Source organism: Mycobacterium arosiense ATCC BAA-1401 = DSM 45069, assembly GCF_002086125.1.
GTDB classification, from domain to species: Bacteria; Actinomycetota; Actinomycetes; order Mycobacteriales; family Mycobacteriaceae; genus Mycobacterium; species Mycobacterium arosiense.
In genome coordinates this window covers 56,350-72,295 of record NZ_MVHG01000016.1, presented here as the reverse complement: position 1 = coordinate 72,295, position 15,946 = coordinate 56,350, and the positions used below count along the sequence as shown (strand labels likewise).

The following is a 15,946-nucleotide window of genomic DNA, read 5'->3' as shown; positions in this document are numbered from 1 at the left end:
GCTAACCGCCCATCCCGGTGACCGCGATCCCGCGAACGAACGAGCGTTGCGCCATCGCGTAGATGATGACCAGGGGCAGCATGATGAGCATCGAGGTTGCCATCAAAACCGGCCATCGGGCGACATATTCGCCCTTCATCCGGACCAGGCCCAGGGTCAGGGTGGCCAGGCTGTTGCGCTGAATCATCAGCAGCGGCCACAAGAAATCGTTCCAGACGTTGACCCAGGTGAGCACCGCGAGCACCATCACGGCCGGCCTCGCGTGGGGCAGCAGGATTCGCCAATAGACCTGCCACGGTGAACAACCGTCGAGTATCGCGGCCTCCTCGAGATCGGTGGGCAGGGTGCGGAAGAACTGCCGCATCAGGTAGGTGCCGAACGCGCTGCCGAAGAACCCCGGCACGATCATCGCCCATGGGGTGTCGACCCAGCCCAGGGTCCGCATCACCAGGAACTGCGGGATCACGGTGACCGTCAGGGGCACCATCAAGGTTCCGAGGTACACGACGAACAGCGCGTCGCGGCCACGGAAATCCAGTCGCGCGAAAGCATATCCGGCCAGCGAGCAGAAGAAGACATGGCCGGCGGTGACGCAGCCGGCGTACAGCACTGTGTTGAAAAACATCCGACCGAACGGCATCAGCGCGAAGACCTCGGTGTAGTTGGACCATCGCGGGTGCGTCGGCAACAGCGTGGGTTCGCTGACCTCGCCTTCGGTTTTCAGCGAACCCGACACCGCCCACGCGATCGGGAACAGCGCGCACCAGGCGACGGCGAGCAGCGCACCATAGACTGCGGTGCCCCGCAGGACGGTGCGCTTGATGACACCCTCACTTAAGCCCACGCGAGTTCTCCAAAGATCGTCGATGGCTGACTCGCAACTGCACGACGGTCAGCACCAGCAAGACCGCGAACATCACCCACGCGAGCGCGGAGGCATATCCGAATTCGAGGAACGAGAACGCATGCTGGAACAGCATGATGCCCAGGACGTAGGTCCCCGATTCCGGCCCGCCACTGGGGCCGGTGAGCACGTAGACCATGTCGAAGGCCTGGAAGGCGTGGATGACCGAGATGATCATGACGAACGATATCGACCCCCGGATCAACGGAACGGTGATGGAGACGAATTGCCTTATCTCACTGGCGCCGTCGACCTTGGCCGCCTCATACACCGTACCCGGAACGCCTTGCATCGCGGCCAGCAAGACAACGGCGGCGAACGGCACGCTGCGCCAGACGCTGACGATGCACAGCGAGACCATGGCCCAGCGCGGCTCGACCAACCACGGGACCGGCCCGAGTCCGACCCAGCCGAGCATGATGTTGAGCAAGCCGTTGTCGGTGTTAAACACGAATTGCCATACCACCGCCATCACGACCGACGAGATCGCCAATGGCAGAAAGACAATCGTCCGGAAGACGCTGATGCCGCGGACCTTCTGGTTCAGTACCCCGGCGACGGCCAAACTGATCAGGACGGTCGGCACGACCGTTCCGACGGTGAAGATCACCGTGTTGCGGATCGCGATCAAAAAGAGCGGATCCGAGGTGAACAGGTCGGCGAAGTTCTTCAGGCCCACGAACTTCGGCGGGGTGAACACGTCCCACCGCTGCACGCTCATGTAGAGCGAGAAGCCCAGCGGGAACAGCATGAATACCGCGACCGCCACCATGTTGGGTGCGACGAACAACCGGCCCGCCCACGCGTGTCGGCGCCACGGGCTCGGGTTGTCCGGTAGCTTCGGCATCGCCCTGCCCGCCGGGGCCGCCGCGCCGGTCGCGTCCATCGCGGTCACGGGCTGCGCAGCACTTCGTCGACGGAGCGGGACAATCCGCTCAATGACGTCGCCGGCTCGCGGCCTCGCAGCACGGGACCAAAGTTGCGGTCCATCAAGGCGTTGATTTTCTCCCAATCCGGCGTGATGGGCAGGCCCAGCGAAAACGCCGGCCCTTCGGTGAGCACGCGGAGGTTGCCCAGGCGTCGATGAGCCTTGGCGAATCCCTCCGATCGCAGCGCCGAACGCAGCACGGGGACGAACAGACAGGATTCGCCGATCAGCGCCTGGCCGATGGGCCCGGTCGCGAACTTCACGAACTCCCACGCCTGCTCCTTGCGCGGGCTGCTCGCCGAGATGGCCAACCCGGTGGCGCCGATATCGGAACATGCCGCATGCCCCTTTCCCAACGCCGGGCCGACCGGCAGCGGAGCGACGTCGAAATCCAGGTCCTCGGCGCGGATGTAGGTCTGGTAGCGCCAGTGGCCGCCGAGCGCGATCGCCGCCCGGCCCACCGCGAACAAGTTGGGCGTCGACATCGACTGCGTCTCCGATGCGTTGGGCGCCACCCGGTATTTGTTGGCCAGATCGGCGTAGAACTGCACCGCTTCGTGAAAGGCCGCCTTGTCGAAGTTGAAGTGGGTCGGGTTCAGCCGCGGGTCCGACCACGCGACACCGTTGTTCATCGCGAACAGTCCGGCCGAGTAGTAGGAGCCCCAGGTGTTGACGAACCCGTACTGGGCGGCCCGCCCGGATGCGTCACGCTTGGTCAGGGCGCGCGTCGTGTCCAGGAACTCGGTGAAATCCCAAGGCTGTTCCCACGTCTTGGGGGGCGCCGGCACCCCGGCCTCGGCGAACAGCCGTTTGTTGTAGAACAGGTAGTTGCCCGACCATTGTTCGGGAAGTGCGTACTGCTTGCCGTTGAATGTGAAGGTCTCGTACAGCGCCGGGATGCTGTCCGCCTTGAGCTGGGCGGCAAACGACTTGTCGCGCGCCAGCAGCGTGTTCATGTCCAGCAGCACACCGCGGTCGGCGAGTTCGGCGTAGGACAGCTCCCAGGTCATCAGCACGTCGGGGCATCTGCCGCCGACACAAAACGTCGAAAGCTGTTGCATGACACCGGGTCCGGATTGCACGGGACGCACTTTGATATCGGGGTGCCGGCGCGTGAACTCGTCGACGATGCGCATCCGCGCGTCGCGCTCGTCGGGATTGGCCGCGAAGAAGAAGGTGAGCGCGTCGTCCTCCGGAGCGCACCCGGCCGACCACGGCGCCAGCGCTGCCGCGGAAAGCGCGCCGGCGCCCCGCAGCAGGTCGCGCCGTCCGAACGGCTTATCGAGCATGGCCCTCCCGGTCTTGCCCCGCGGCCGGTTTTGCGGCCAACTGTGTCTGACGTCCTTGGTACCCGATGAGGTTGTGATGTTCCTGGATCGGCCAGCGGGACAGGGTCAGCGCCGCGCGGCGGATCCGCTCGGCATTGCCGGTGATGTCGATCGTGTGGATGCGATCGTCGGCGCCGATGCCGATCACCAGCAGGGCCTGAACGCGACCACGGGCCGCCAAAACGATGCCCGGTGCCCCGTCGATGAGCATGACAACACCGGCGCGCGCCCGCGCAGCGAACCGCCGAGTCTCCCCGGCGACCTCCTCGGCCCCGCGCACCGTGGTTGGCACGTCGGCCGGGACCAGGGCCGGATCGACCGTGCGGACCACATCTGGAGCCAGCAGCTCGAGCAGGCCGGCGATGTCGCCGCCGCGCGAGGCCGCCAGAAACGCCTCGACCACCTTGAGGTGGTCAACTGTGCGGCGGGGCCCGGCGGCCGGGTCGGTGTGTAATCGCCCGCGGGCCCTGCTGGCCAGCTTCTTCGCGGCCTCCGGCGAGCGATTCATCACCGCGGCGATCTGCTCGAAGGGCACGGCGAAGACGTCGTGCAGCACGAACGCCACGCGCTGCGCCGGGGAGAGCCGGTCGAGCACGACGAGCAGGGCGCTGCTCACCGACTCCGCCAGCAGCGCATCCTCGTCGGCCGGCGCCGACGCCGCCCGCACCAGCCGGTCCAGCTCCTCGGTTTCGGCCAGCGGTTGCTCGGCGCGGCGCTTGCGCAGCCGAAGCTGGTCGAACGCCTCACGTGCGGTAATCGTGGTGAACCAGCCGGTGAGGTTGTCGACATCGCCGAAGTCAGCGCGGCTGGCCTTCAGCCACGCCGCCTGCACCGCGTCGTCGGCGTCGTGCACCGAACCCAGTAGCTGGAACGCGACCGACCTCAGGTGACGCCGATCGGCGTCGAAACGCCGCGCCAGATCCGCCTGATCCTTTGTTGCGCTCATGGGTCACCTTTTCCGCGCGAAAGCCGTCAAGAAGTTGACCGCATCCAACGGACTTCCACTGGCGAAGGAGAAAAGCACCATGACCTTACCGATTGTGCGCCACGGTGCGCACTGCTCGCATTCGACCCGCCGCTGCGGAATTCGCTGCGCGACAAGGGATTGATCGGCGATGAACACTGCACTTGTCACCGTCACGCTGACCACCGCCGTCATCACCGCGGCGATCGCTATCGCCGACTTCATTCCGGCTCGATTCGTTCTGGTGAACTCTGCCCAGGTCGGGGTGCCGCGGTCGTGGTTGCCGGCCCTGGGCGCGCTGAAGCTGGCCGGGGCCGTCGGGATCGTCATCGGGCTGTTGGGCTTGCGCGAATTGGGTATCGCGGCCGCCGCGGGCCTGGTGTTGTTTTTCCTCGGCGCGGTGGCGACCCACCTGAGGGCACACGTTTTGTACAACATCGCCTTTCCCGGTGCCTACTTGTGCCTGACCGGGGCATCGCTGGTGCTGATGGTGCTCCGGTAAGACGCAGACGTGACGCGATCAGGCGGGAAAGTATCTGATCCGGTTGATCGCGGCGCCGCGCCATGCCACATCGGCGAACACAATTGCCCGCCCGTGACCCGAGTTGACCGAGATTGCGACGGTGCGGCCCGCGCTACTCGTCTTGGTCGTGCCGACCCCGTCCAGCTGCTCGGCCAGCTCTGCCAGGTCCAGCGGGTCGCGATCACCCAAAGTTATTGCGGCATCGCAGGACAGCATTTGCGCGGCGGAGGACTCGTCTTTGTGCCCTATGGCCTCGAGGAACGTCGTCACCAGCCGCTGGTGGCGCGCCCCCACTCGCCGGAATCCGGTCATGAAGCCGGCGGCGCCGGTCCAACCCTGGTTGCGCAGCAGCGCCGTGGACAGGCTCAGCGCGGGCCGCAGGGCGCCCCTACCGGTGCGCAGGAACTGCAGCATCATGGCGGGAAGCTCCCAATATGCCCGCAGATGGCCAATCTGCCACTCGCCGTTGGCTTCTCGCAAGTCGTAACGCAGGAATGCCGGAATGAACATCGTCAGGGCCGAGCCCATCGTCACCTCGAGCTCGAGATCACGAAGAACCGTCGTGCCGACCACGATGTCGAGATCGCGGTGGAACTTGATCTCGCGCGGCCCGATGAATGTGTCATAGAAGCGGGCGATTTGCTCGTGCCCAACGTGGGGTCGGGAGCCGACCGGATCCTCGACGCGGCCGTCCCCGGTGAACAGTCCCACCCATCCGGCGCGATCGTGCGCGGCGGCCGCCTGCGGCGAGCGCTCCACGGCCGCGAGCAGATGCTGTCGATCCAGTGGCACCACCATCATTGCCCCCCAACCAACTCGATGCCGGCGGACCGCATTTCCGCCAGCGCTTCGGCCGCCGAATCAACGCCCGCGGCCGCGGTCAGGTCGACCAGCACCCTGGTGGTCAGGCCTGCCGCTGCGGCGTCCTCCGCGGTCCGACGGACGCAGAAGTCGGTGGCGATGCCGACCACATCGACCTCGTCGACCCCCCGCTCGCGCAGCCACTGCAGCAGGGTGGTCCCGTCGTCGTCGACGCCCTCGAAACCGCTGTACCCCGCGGAATACGCGCCCTTGCGGAAGACCGCGTCGAGGTGCCGGATGTCCAGGTCCGAGCGAAGTTTCGCGCCGGCGCTTCCGGCGACGCAGTGCACCGGCCAAGAGGATGAGTAATCCGGATGGTCGGAGAAGTGGTCGCCCGGGTCGATGTGGAAATCCTGCGTCGCCACGACATACCGGTAACCCGGATCACCGGACAGATAGTCGTTGATCGCGGCCGCCACGGCGGCGCCGTGGGCGGTGGGCACCGAGCCGCCCTCGCAGAAGTCGTTTTGCACGTCGACGATGATCAACGCTCGCACGCGCTCCACCCTATCGGGGCGCGCCTCCATGTGGCTTTAGCTGGGGTTATCGGTGCGGCGGTTTGCTGGCCAAGCAGCCGGGTAATACACGAGCCATGGTGCTCAGGAGAATCGCGCGACCCCTCTTATCAGTGGCTTTCATAGGGCAAGGCGTCAATTCACTGCTGAACCCCAAATCCGCGGCCGAGGCTGCGGCGCCGGCGGTGGACGGCCTGCAGGCACTGCCGGACTCGGTGAGTAGCAGCCTCCCCAGCGACCCCGAGACGATCGCGCAGATCACCGCGGCCGTTCAGATCGGCGGCGGCCTGCTGCTTGCCACCGGCAAACTTCCTCGGATCGCATCGGCCGCCCTCGCGGTGACGGTGTTACCGGCCAACCTCGGGACGCATTCTTTCTGGAACGAAAGCGACCCGGTGGCCAAGGCCCAGAAACGCCAGCAATTCCTCACCGACCTCAGCCTGCTGGGCGGATTGTTGATCGCCTCCGCCGACACCGCCGGCAAGCCCTCGCTCGGGTGGCGTGGCCGTCGGGCGGCGGAACGGCTCTCCGAGCGGGTGTCGTCGGCGTGGCCCGGTTCGGATGATGCCGATCTTTCCGAGATCGGTGATCGCATCGCGCACGGCTTGCAGATCGGCGCGGAACGGGGCCGGGAACTGGCCAGCACGGCCGCCGAACGCGGCGCGCCCTACGCCGAAGCCGCCCTCGAACGCGGCCGGGAACTGGCCAGCACCGCGGCCGAACGCGGCAGGCCGCTGGCCAAGAGGGCACGCAAGCGCGGGGAGGAATGGGCCGACGAGGCCGCCGAGCGCGCCGCGTATCTGGCGGAGAAGGCGCGTAAGCGCAGCGAGGACTTCGCCGACGAGGCGGCCGACCGGGCCGCGCCGCTGGCCAAGAAGGCCCGCAAGCGCAGCGAGAAGCTGGCCAAGAGGGCACGCAAGCGCAGCGAGAAGCTGGCCGGCACGGCGCGGACGCGCGGCGAGGAATTCGCCGAAACCGCGCGCCAGCGCGGCAGCGACCTGGCCGGGACCGCCCGCGAGCGGGCCGCCGCTCAGGTCGAGACCGGTCGCCGCAAGCTGCCCTGGTAGCCAGGCAGCCGCCATCGGCGTGACGCCGCGAGCTAGTCGGGCCAGCGGGCGCGCAGAATCTCCGGCGCCCACGTAGGCCAGTCGGGCGCGCCGACGGTCAGGCCGCCGCTGAGTCGCGCCACAATGCGCGGGCCGCGCAGGCGGCTGTTGTCGTAGACCGTCGCGAGGTCGGACAGGGCGATGGCCTCGGCAACGGGCACCCACAGGCGGCGGTGGCGCTGACGGATCTTGGCTTCCGGGACGTCGTGGCCGCCGGCTTGCACCCGGCGTCGAACACGTTCGACCGCAAGGTCTTCCGGGACGAGCAGCACGTGCAGGACGACGGTGAAGCCCGCATCACGGGCCGCCTTGACGAGGTCGAGTTTGGCGGGGTGGGAAAACACGGTCTCGGCGACGAAGGACCGGCGCAGCTCGATCAGCTTCGCGCGGGTGTCGGCGGCGACGCGCGCGGCGTCGTAGGAGTGCGATGCCGGATCCTCCGGCCAGCGCTGCCTTGCGATTTCGTCGGCATTGACCACGAGGCTGCCCGACAACAGCGGCGCCAGCGTGAGCGCGATGAACGTCGACTTACCGGCACCGTTCGGCCCGACCACCAGGTCAAGTCGATCCATCGGACCGCCGAACCGCTGACGACCGCCGGATCAGCGGGTGCCCCCGAGCACCGCGGCGGCGCCGTCGGGGCGGTGCTCGACGATCTCGCCGTCGTCGTTGAGGGCCACGGTGGTGACGCCCTGCCCGGCCAGCGTGGCCCCGTAGTTGGCGCGCGCCAGGCTTTCCTCGATGGCCGCGGAGATCTCGGCGTTGAACACCACGCCCTCCTCGACGGTGAGCTCCCCGGTCGCCAGCTGCCCGGCGAGCGCGGCTTCGACCCGCCGCCGCGAGGCGGTGTGCTGGCTGGATACCGCCCGTCCCACCCGTGCCCAGTGGTCGAGTTGCTGCTTGGCCGAGCGGCTCTGCCGGGCGCCCTCGGCGGCCGCGCTGTCCATCAGATCGGATGCGACGCGGGTGACCCGATCGACGGCCTCGGCCATGACTTCCTCCCATGCAGCACAACGTTACAAGTTGTAGCACAATGCTACACCGCGGCGCCCGCCGCGGCTATTCGCGCGCCCGCACGACGGTGTCCACGATCGCGCCGACATCGGGGCCGACGCCGACGGTCATGCCGGCCTCGTCGGGACCGAGGGGCTCCAGGGTGTCCAGTTGCGAGCGCAACAGCGTGGGAGGCATGAAGTGATCGGTGCGCGCTGCCAGCCGGGCGCCGATCAGCTCCGCCGAACCCGACAGGTGCAGGAATCGCACGCCCGGACAGTGCGCCCGCAACCGATCGCGGTATTTCCTTTTCAGCGCCGAACAACTCACGACCGCGCCGTCGCGATGGGCGGCCAACCATTCGCCCACCTTCTCCAACCAGGGATAGCGGTCGTCGTCGTCGAGCGGTTCACCGGCCGCCATCTTGGCGACGTTGGCGGGCGGGTGCAGGGTGTCGGCGTCGACGAACGGGACCCGCAGGCGTCGCGCGAGCGCCGCCCCCACCGTCGATTTGCCCGACCCGGTGACGCCCATCACGACAACGGGAGCCGATCCGCTCACCTAAGTCTGTTCGCCGAGGTTGCGGTTCCATTCCAGCCAACCGACACCGCGGCGCCCGTCGGCCGTGCTGATGGTCGCCCACACGCGCGGGAACTGGCTGACCCGCCCGTCCCGTGCGACGAGCCGCACCGGCGCGTGGCCGCGCACGTCCGCGTCCGCGGTGATCTGCGCCGGCTCCAGCGCCAGGGTCGCGTCGAGCGGTAACCCGTTGTCGGCGAACGACTCTCGTGAATCGACGGTTTGCAGCTCGGTGACCTTGCCGTCGGCAGCCTGCGCATAGCCGACGCTGAACGCGGGCGCCCCGGGGATCCGGATGTTCACGCCGTGCAGATGCGTGCCGTCGTCGAGGTGCAGCGCGCTCCAGATCCAATCCATGCCCCACCAATCGCGCACGCCCCACGAGTGATCACGTTGGCCCGCAACGGAATCCAGGCGGTAGCTGGTGTCGGCGACGGTGACGCTGCCCGAGACGGTGCACGGGATTTCATAGCGCGTCGTCACGGCGTATTTGTACGGGGTGCCGTCGGTGGCCCACACCAAGTTCAGGCTCATCTCGACGGGTGCGCCGGGCTCCCCGCGCAGCAACGCCGACGGATCAGGGTAGGCCCGGGCCCGCGCCCGCACGTCGACGCGATAACTCCGCAGGGGCGCGTCGGCGGAATGTCCGAGCTCGAAGTCGTCGGCCCGCACGGACCACGGATCCGACGGCAGCGGCACTTGCGCATCCACGGCGACGGTCGGCATGTCGGGTCCGCACAACAACATGTGCACCCACGCAATCTGCTCGTTGGCCACCCGCCCGAGCCGGAACCAGCCACCCAATCCCTGTGCTGCGTCGGCGAAGTCGGCGTACCAACTCTCGCTCCACAGGGGTTCGGCGGTGGGCTCATGGGCAAGTTCGTCCTCGACGGCCGGCTGCATAGGCTCGGGTGCCGCCGCGGCGGGCAGCGTCGACAGCGCATCCGTGTCGAGGACGTGGTCGCAGTGCCGCCGCAGCATCGTCATGAACAACTGATCGCCGCGGTCGGTGCGCTCGACCAGCATCGACGAGACGATCGCCATCATCACCCCGAAAAAGCTCTGCCGTCGCACACCGTCGGCGACGTCGGCCAGAGTCAGTGGCGCCGCCGGACCCAGCGCCTCGTGATAGGCCCGCAGCAGCGCGTCGTAGTGCCGCCGGCGATCCTCTGTGGACAACGCGCAACCGAGGAAGTAGGAAAGGTCGGTCAGCGCCGGACCCCACGACACGGTCTGCCAATCGACCACCGTCAGGGCGCGATCGGCGCCCTCGGTACCGAACAGCATGTTGTCCAGGCGATAGTCGCCATGCACCAGGCCCTGCACGCGGCCCCGCTCGGACGCCTCCGCTTCCTGGGCAAGGTAGCCGTCGAACGCGGCCACCAGCCGTTCACACACCACGCGGTGCTCCGGTGCGATCTGGTCGCCGTAGCGGTCGACGAAACCCGCGTACAGCGGGGTGATCATGGCCTGGTTCAGCGGCGCGTCGCGGTTGAGCCACGGCGCCTGAGCCAGTGCGAGGTCACCGAGCAGTGGCCCATGCAGACGTCCCAGCTCGACGGTGCCGAGGCGGGCCTGTTCGATTGTGGCTCCGGCGATTTCATCACCGACGACGGCCGGCCCGGCATCGCCCAACAGCAGATCGAACACACCTGTCGAGGTGTCGATCGCCGCGTGATAGCAGGGCGCGATGGGCCCACCCAACCGCGGCGCGATGTCGCCGTAAAAGCGGACCTCCCGCTCGTAGAGCCCCAGCGCCAGCCCCGTCTGGCGGCTCACGGGATCGGTGGCCGCGACCTTCAGCACCACCGACTCGGGTCCGCCGTCGGCCTCGGCATAGTTGAGCCGGACCCGGTAGCACTCGCTCATCTGCCCGGTGCCGATGCGCTCCACCGAGAAGTCGGCGATGGGTCCGGTGCCGATGACCGCGGCCAACCAGGCGGTGGTGAGGTCACTGGGTCGTTCGATGACTTGCTCGGTCTCGGCATGCATGTGGGTTAGCGTGACAGGTCAACGCGCCAGTGAGAAGCCGTCCCATGCCATTCGGCGATGCGGGTGTGGATCGAACTCGATCCGGGACCTGCGGTCGAAGACCATTACGGCACGCTCCTCGGCGGTGTAGCGGGGCCAGTCCTCCCCCGGCACGCCGGTCCGGCTGAATGCGCGCCAACGCCGTTGCACTTGATTGCTGACCCGCAACGCGGCCCGCCGGTCCGCCGCCGCCGTCAACAACGCGCCGAATCTGGTGCGGTAGACGTCGAAAACGGCGAGCAACTCGGTGGCGTGGGTGGCCCCGAAACCCGACCAGCGCAGTGTGCGCGGCGCGTAGTCGTATCGGTAGAAGTAGGTCGGCGCGTGCGCGCCGTGAGCCTCCGCGATCTGCCAGGCCGCCGAGGCGAAGGCGAAGTCACCGCCGAGCTGGATGCAGGCCTCCCGCTCGGGGTAGTTGGGATATGCGGCGGTAATGCGTTCGCGGATAGCGGGTTCCGCTTCGGCAAGCAGTTCTTCGACCATCGTCTCGTTGGTCGGCAACATCGCGAGGAAGCGGGTGAACAGCCGGCCTTCTTCGGCATTAGTGCCCACGATCAGCGGAACCGGGTGGGCCTCACCGCGCCGCATCGCCTCGACCGGATCCACTGGCAGGATGTCGTCGCCGACGACCGGGCCAATCGGGAAGGCGCCTAGCCTGTTCTGCATGCCCTCGTCGATCAACCGGTGTTGGGTTTGCACCAGTTGCGCCGCGGGCGCCTGCATCAGGGCGTTGGCGGCGTCTTGTTTGCGCACGCCCAGCAGGCCGGCGAAGCGGTTGGCGAACTCAGCGGCAACCTCTTTCGACCGCACCAGGCCCGAGGCCGGGCTCTCCGAGATGGCCCGGGCGAACAGGCCTTTGGCGGCCGGCACCGCCAACAGCGAGGCGGTGATGCACGCACCCGCGCTCTCGCCGAAGATGGTGACGTTGTCCGGATCACCGCCGAACCCCGCGATGTTGTCACGAACCCACTGCAGCGCCAGCACCAGATCGCGCAGGTACAGGTTGCTCTCGATGGTGATCTCCGGCGTCGACAACGACGAAAAATCCACGCACCCCAGCGCGCCCAGTCGGTAGTTGACCGACACGTACACACATCCCCGCCGCGCCAAGGCCGCGCCGTCGTAGAGCGGTGTGGCCGAGCTGCCCAGGAAGTACCCGCCGCCGTGGATGAACACCATGACGGGCAGCGGTCCCTCGGCCTCACCCTCGGGCGTCACGACGTTGAGGGTGAGACAGTCCTCGCTCATCGGCTGATAGCGGCCTCCCAGACCCGATATGCCGAGCAGGGTGTAACGGCGCTGCTGGGGCGCGCAGTTGCCGAAGCCATGGCAGTGCCGAACGCCCGACCACGGCTGGGCCGGCAGCGGCGCCCGGAAGCGCAGGCTGCCCACCGGTGGACGGGCATACGGGATCGACCGCCACCTATTGACCCCGTCGCGGGTGAAGCCTTCGACGGTGCCGATGGCCGTGCGTGCGCGGACGGTGCGGTCATGCATAACCCGACGGTAACCGACATGACGGTCGTAACGCGCGCGCAGCGCCTTAATCGCCCGGCGCGGCGGTTAGCCTGACTGAATGCGGAAAGCTGCGATGATCGCCGCGTCACTACTGGTCGCCGGGTGCTCCCACACCACGGGCGGCCATTCGGCGCCGAGCCCGAGCACCGCCCAAACATCCACCGGCCCCAGCGCACCGGGAAGCCAAGCGCGCGGACCAACCAGCGTGCCGGGCGCCGGTGCGGCAATCTCCGACGTCATCGCCTGGATAGAGGCCGGCCACCCCGCCGATCCCGGCCGCTTTCACACCGCCACCCGCGACGGGGCGACCACGCCCCTCGGCGACGACATCGCTCTTTCCGCGATGGCTGGCAAGGTCTCCTGCATGACGGACGCCAAACACACCGGCGGCGCTCTGGCCTGCCTGGTGAATTTGATCAATCCACCGCCGGCCCCCGCGACCGCCTATGGCCAGTGGCAAGGCGGTTGGATCGGCTTCGACGGGGTGAACCTGCAGATCGGGTCCGCCCGCGCCGATCCCGGCCCATTCCTCAACGGCAACGGGCCGGAACTGGCGAACGGAAACTCGCTGTCGTTCGGTGACTACCGGTGCCGCGCCGACCAGACCGGTCTCTACTGCGTGAACTATGCGCACCAGTCGGCGGGCCAAGTTCAGCCCCACCGGTATCGAGCCGTTCGGCTGCCTGAAATCGGCGCCGCCGCCGGATGGTGTCGGCGTGGCCTTCAGCTGCTGAGGCCGCCGACGATGGTCGCGAAAAGCTCGCCGCTCAGCTAGCCGGTAGGCCCGCTTTGACCGCGGCGTCTTGCTTGCGAGCGAGATCGAGCAACACGTCGGCCGGGGTGGGATTGCCGGTGACACAGTCGGACTCCAAATCGACCATGGCCCTGCCCTCGACGAACACCGCCTCGGAGATCTCCATCGGGTTGGCCGGGTCGGTTCCCTGACCGATCACCATGAACCCGTTGGTTCCGACGTCGATAGGCTGTTGCGCGCCGTTGACCTTCTTTCCGACGACGTCGCGCATGTTCGCCGCGGTCTGGGCTGCGGTGGCCGCATCGGGAAAGACCGCGATCGTGTCGATGATGGTGCGCTTGCCGTCGGGGTTCTTGAAAACCTGTCCCACACCGGTGATGCCGCTGGGATTTTGGCTCGGCGGGCCGTCGGCGGTGGCATTGAGTCCCACGTCGCTGGGCTTGATCAGCAGGTTGCTGTAGTCCACCGGGGCCCCCGGTGCGCGCGGGGCCGCACTGGCCGAAGGGCTCGTCGAACCAGCCGAGCTGGACGACGAGGCCGAACCCGAGGATCCCGTCGAGCTTTTGTCCCCTCCGCAACCCGCCACCGTGGCGCCGATCAACAGGGCGGCAGCTGTCAGGCCGAGCGCGGATGTCCGCACCTTATTCATGAGGCCCTCCTTGGTGAACTCAGCTATTTGTATCCCTTACCGCGTGCGGGGGCGGCGCGAACACGCAAAACTCCGGCCGTCGATTAAATGTTCTTCTGGCTGTCCAGCCTATGGGCCCGCGGCGAGATCGGTGATCATTCCCGCGTCGAGGTTGTCACGTCAGTGCGCGTTCCACATCAGCCCACGCATCGTTGCCGAGAGCGGGATATCCTCCACGCCGATCAGTCCCTGGGGCGCGCGGCACACCCAATCGATCGCATTGACGGCTCGACCGGCCGTCGAGATGCAGCCGGCATCAGTGGAATCGAAAAGCGGGTGCGAAACGTGGGTGTTGATTTCGACTCGCGGGTCGCCCTCCACAACGACGCGATGCACCCCGGTATGTCCGTCGGGCGGAAACTCCCAGTCGGGCGCCGCGGCCGGGGTGAGCCTGGTGACGTGCTCGAGCGTGATGACCGGCTTGGCGTCGAGCATCCCCTCGGTGGCGAACCGCACCGCGGCCATCTGCCCCGGCTCCACCGTCATCATCGTGCAGTCGATTCGTTCTGGTGTGTACCAAGGTTCGACGCGCTGGCGCACGTCGTCGAGCTTGATGTCCAGATGGTCGGCCAGGCTGCGGACCTGACCTCCCCACATCGACACGATCACCCCGGGCAGAAACATCATCGGCGAATCGTCGTCGGGCTTCGAGCCGAAACCCATTGCTGTGCCTGTAAACTCGGCGTCATCATAGTTGCCGTAGTCGAAGATCTCCTGCACGGTGATCGAGTCGATCCGGGTGGTCAGGCTGGCCGCCGAGTGCACCAGGGTATCGCCGGAGAACCCGGGGTCGATGCCGTTGACGTAGAGCGAGGCATCGCCGGCCGCGCAGGCACGCTTTAGCGGCTGGCGCAACCAGTCGTCGGCGTGGCGAGGCGTGACCAGCCAGACCATTGATGTTCCGACGACGTTGGTGCCCGCCGTGAGGAACTTGGCCATCTGTTCGATGGCCTCCATCGGCCGAGTCTCGCCCTGAGCTGTGTAAACCACGCAGTCGGCACCGCGACCGACCAGGGCATCGATGTCGTCGGTGGCGATTATGCCGGTGGGTTCGTCCAGCCCGCACAGCCGCGCGGCGTCCTGGCCGATCTTCTGGCTGCTTGCGGCGTGGACGCCGACCAGCTCGAGATCGGGTCTGCCGATGATCGCTCGCAACGAATGCCGGCCCACGTTACCGGTGGAGAATTGGATGACTCTGCGCATGGTTACCCTCGTCCTTCCGGCTGTGGGCGATGACCCATCATGGCGTGCGCACTCGCGGCGCAGGTCAGTAATCGGGTATCGGCAGTGGCGAATTGTTCGAGTCGATGCCGCCATCGACGTGGAACGTCGCGTTGGTCGCATAGCAGTCGCGCGTGCACAGGTACACCGCGAGCCGTCCGAGATCCTCGACGTCGCCCAGCCGATGCAGCGGTGTGGCCTCCTGCATCTTCTCCAGCGAGCCGGGCATGAGATCCAGGCTGCCCTTGAGACCGTCGGTGGCGAAGGACCCCAGGGCGATGGCGTTGACGCGAATCTTCGGGGCGAGTTCCTGTGCCATGGCGCGGGTGAGCGCTTCCAGGCCGCCCTTGGCAACGCAATAGGCGGCCAGCGCCCGTATGCCGAATCGCGCCGAGCCCGACGAGATATTGATGATGGAGCCGTGTCCCGCGCTGAGCATGTGTGGCGCCACAAGCTGACTCATGATGAAGGCGGACGTCACACACCAGTCGAACGTGTGCCGAAAGTCTTCGTCGGTGATGTCGAGGAATCGCGCGTAGGTCGACCCGCCGACATTGTTGACCAGAATGTCGATGCGGCCGAGGCGCTCCATGGCCGTGCGCACGACCCGCTCAGAATCCGGACGTCTCATCGCGTCCGCGACGAGCGCCAGCCCCTTGCCACCCGCGGCGTCGATACCCTCAATCGTGCCAACGATATCCGCCTCGGTCCGCGCGGTCCCGATCACGGTGGCGCCCGCCTCCGCCAACACCCGGGCGATGCCCGCTCCCACACCCTTCCCGGCGCCGGTGACGATCGCGACCTGTCCGTCCAGCCTGAACTGCTCCAATGCCATGCTGGCTCCTCCGATGTGCGGTGTGGTGCGCGTTCAATCTATGAATGATGCTGACTAAAGTCAACGAATCGATGGGGTCGATATCCGACGAGGTCTGCGGCGCCCGACAATGACGGTTTAGGCAAGCCTTTTTCACGCAAACGCGGCATACTGGTTGGGTTAGCCTCGAAACCCTGACATGAGTCAGGTCAACCGTGA

15 protein-coding genes and 2 pseudogenes are annotated in these 15,946 nt (G+C 67.2%); 3 read left to right on the top strand and 14 right to left on the bottom strand.

Annotated elements, in window-relative coordinates; translation table 11 throughout:
- Window position 1: 1 nt before the first annotated feature.
- From BST14_RS09775 to BST14_RS09760, 4 genes and pseudogenes are all read right to left on the bottom strand, one after another.
- Window positions 2-844 carry a carbohydrate ABC transporter permease gene (locus BST14_RS09775; protein WP_083064310.1) on the bottom strand — a complete coding sequence of 281 codons (843 nt, stop codon included), beginning with the start codon at window positions 842-844 and terminating at the stop codon, window positions 2-4.
- Window positions 831-1,735: pseudogene (locus BST14_RS09770) on the bottom strand (carbohydrate ABC transporter permease); the annotation flags it as partial. The pseudogene BST14_RS09770 and the gene BST14_RS09775, both read right to left, overlap by 14 nt.
- Window positions 1,736-1,795: 60 nt before the next feature.
- The gene (locus BST14_RS09765; RefSeq protein WP_083064309.1) at window positions 1,796-3,121 is read right to left on the bottom strand and encodes an ABC transporter substrate-binding protein; all 1,326 of its coding nucleotides are present in this window, start codon (window positions 3,119-3,121) and stop codon (window positions 1,796-1,798) included.
- The gene (locus BST14_RS09760; protein WP_083064308.1) at window positions 3,111-4,106 is read right to left on the bottom strand and encodes a sigma-70 family RNA polymerase sigma factor; all 996 of its coding nucleotides are present in this window, start codon (window positions 4,104-4,106) and stop codon (window positions 3,111-3,113) included. The genes BST14_RS09765 and BST14_RS09760 overlap by 11 nt, the downstream gene beginning before the upstream one ends.
- Window positions 4,107-4,275: 169 nt before the next feature.
- On the opposite strand from BST14_RS09760, the gene BST14_RS09755 reads away from it, so the two are divergent.
- Entirely contained in the window at window positions 4,276-4,626 is a 351-nt protein-coding gene (locus BST14_RS09755; protein WP_083064307.1) for a DoxX family protein, read from the top strand.
- Window positions 4,627-4,644: 18 nt separating this feature from the next.
- On the opposite strand, the gene BST14_RS09750 is transcribed toward BST14_RS09755, so the two are convergent.
- Together BST14_RS09750 and pncA are read right to left on the bottom strand one after the other, a co-directional pair.
- Window positions 4,645-5,445, bottom strand: a complete 801-nt coding sequence (locus BST14_RS09750; RefSeq protein ID WP_083064334.1) for a ketosteroid isomerase family protein — start codon at window positions 5,443-5,445, stop codon at window positions 4,645-4,647.
- Complete coding sequence (pncA, locus tag BST14_RS09745; protein WP_158085861.1) at window positions 5,445-6,005, bottom strand: pyrazinamidase PncA; 561 nt, start codon at window positions 6,003-6,005, stop codon at window positions 5,445-5,447. The genes BST14_RS09750 and pncA overlap by 1 nt, the downstream gene beginning before the upstream one ends.
- Before the next feature lie 95 nt (window positions 6,006-6,100).
- Between pncA and BST14_RS09740 the strand changes: the two genes are divergently transcribed.
- Window positions 6,101-7,090: a DoxX family protein gene (locus tag BST14_RS09740; protein WP_083064305.1), complete on the top strand. Its 990-nt coding sequence runs from the start codon at window positions 6,101-6,103 to the stop codon at window positions 7,088-7,090.
- A 32-nt stretch (window positions 7,091-7,122) separates the two neighbouring features.
- On the opposite strand, the gene BST14_RS09735 is transcribed toward BST14_RS09740, so the two are convergent.
- The 5 genes from BST14_RS09735 to BST14_RS09715 all read right to left on the bottom strand — a co-directional run bounded on the left by BST14_RS09735 (window position 7,123) and on the right by BST14_RS09715 (window position 12,229).
- Complete coding sequence (locus BST14_RS09735) at window positions 7,123-7,701, bottom strand: ATPase (protein ID WP_083064304.1); 579 nt, start codon at window positions 7,699-7,701, stop codon at window positions 7,123-7,125.
- Between the two features lie 30 nt (window positions 7,702-7,731).
- Window positions 7,732-8,121, bottom strand: a complete 390-nt coding sequence (locus BST14_RS09730; protein ID WP_083064303.1) for a TA system antitoxin ParD family protein — start codon at window positions 8,119-8,121, stop codon at window positions 7,732-7,734.
- Window positions 8,122-8,188: 67 nt separating this feature from the next.
- Window positions 8,189-8,683, bottom strand: a complete 495-nt coding sequence (locus tag BST14_RS09725) for a gluconokinase (protein WP_083064302.1) — start codon at window positions 8,681-8,683, stop codon at window positions 8,189-8,191.
- A complete protein-coding gene (locus BST14_RS09720; RefSeq protein WP_083064301.1) occupies window positions 8,684-10,693 on the bottom strand; it encodes a DUF7064 domain-containing protein in 2,010 nt (669 codons plus the stop codon).
- An 18-nt stretch (window positions 10,694-10,711) separates the two neighbouring features.
- A complete protein-coding gene (locus BST14_RS09715) occupies window positions 10,712-12,229 on the bottom strand; it encodes a carboxylesterase/lipase family protein (RefSeq protein WP_083064300.1) in 1,518 nt (505 codons plus the stop codon).
- Between the two features lie 79 nt (window positions 12,230-12,308).
- Here BST14_RS09715 and BST14_RS09710 point away from each other — a divergent pair.
- A pseudogene (locus BST14_RS09710) lies at window positions 12,309-12,984 on the top strand (hypothetical protein).
- Window positions 12,985-13,017: 33 nt separating this feature from the next.
- Here BST14_RS09710 and BST14_RS09705 read toward each other — a convergent pair.
- From BST14_RS09705 to BST14_RS09695, 3 genes are all read right to left on the bottom strand, one after another.
- Window positions 13,018-13,653 carry a hypothetical protein gene (locus tag BST14_RS09705; protein WP_083064299.1) on the bottom strand — a complete coding sequence of 212 codons (636 nt, stop codon included), beginning with the start codon at window positions 13,651-13,653 and terminating at the stop codon, window positions 13,018-13,020.
- A gap of 159 nt (window positions 13,654-13,812) precedes the next feature.
- Window positions 13,813-14,895 (bottom strand): NAD(P)H-dependent amine dehydrogenase family protein, encoded by a 1,083-nt coding sequence (locus BST14_RS09700; RefSeq protein WP_083064298.1) that lies wholly within the window; start codon window positions 14,893-14,895, stop codon window positions 13,813-13,815.
- A 64-nt stretch (window positions 14,896-14,959) separates the two neighbouring features.
- A complete protein-coding gene (locus BST14_RS09695) occupies window positions 14,960-15,748 on the bottom strand; it encodes an SDR family NAD(P)-dependent oxidoreductase (protein ID WP_083064297.1) in 789 nt (262 codons plus the stop codon).
- Window positions 15,749-15,946 lie beyond the last annotated feature (198 nt).

Coding starts and splice junctions, on each gene's coding strand:
- BST14_RS09740 (WP_083064305.1), top strand. CDS start 6,101: ATGGTGCTCAGGAGAATCGCGCGACCCCTCTTATCAGTGGCTTTCATA.
- BST14_RS09720 (WP_083064301.1), bottom strand. CDS start 10,693: ATGCATGCCGAGACCGAGCAAGTCATCGAACGACCCAGTGACCTCACC.
- BST14_RS09735 (WP_083064304.1), bottom strand. CDS start 7,701: ATGGATCGACTTGACCTGGTGGTCGGGCCGAACGGTGCCGGTAAGTCG.
- BST14_RS09750 (WP_083064334.1), bottom strand. CDS start 5,445: ATGGTGGTGCCACTGGATCGACAGCATCTGCTCGCGGCCGTGGAGCGC.
- BST14_RS09765 (WP_083064309.1), bottom strand. CDS start 3,121: ATGCTCGATAAGCCGTTCGGACGGCGCGACCTGCTGCGGGGCGCCGGC.
- BST14_RS09705 (WP_083064299.1), bottom strand. CDS start 13,653: ATGAATAAGGTGCGGACATCCGCGCTCGGCCTGACAGCTGCCGCCCTG.
- BST14_RS09715 (WP_083064300.1), bottom strand. CDS start 12,229: ATGCATGACCGCACCGTCCGCGCACGCACGGCCATCGGCACCGTCGAA.
- BST14_RS09730 (WP_083064303.1), bottom strand. CDS start 8,121: ATGGCCGAGGCCGTCGATCGGGTCACCCGCGTCGCATCCGATCTGATG.
- BST14_RS09755 (WP_083064307.1), top strand. CDS start 4,276: ATGAACACTGCACTTGTCACCGTCACGCTGACCACCGCCGTCATCACC.
- BST14_RS09760 (WP_083064308.1), bottom strand. CDS start 4,106: ATGAGCGCAACAAAGGATCAGGCGGATCTGGCGCGGCGTTTCGACGCC.
- BST14_RS09700 (WP_083064298.1), bottom strand. CDS start 14,895: ATGCGCAGAGTCATCCAATTCTCCACCGGTAACGTGGGCCGGCATTCG.
- BST14_RS09695 (WP_083064297.1), bottom strand. CDS start 15,748: ATGGCATTGGAGCAGTTCAGGCTGGACGGACAGGTCGCGATCGTCACC.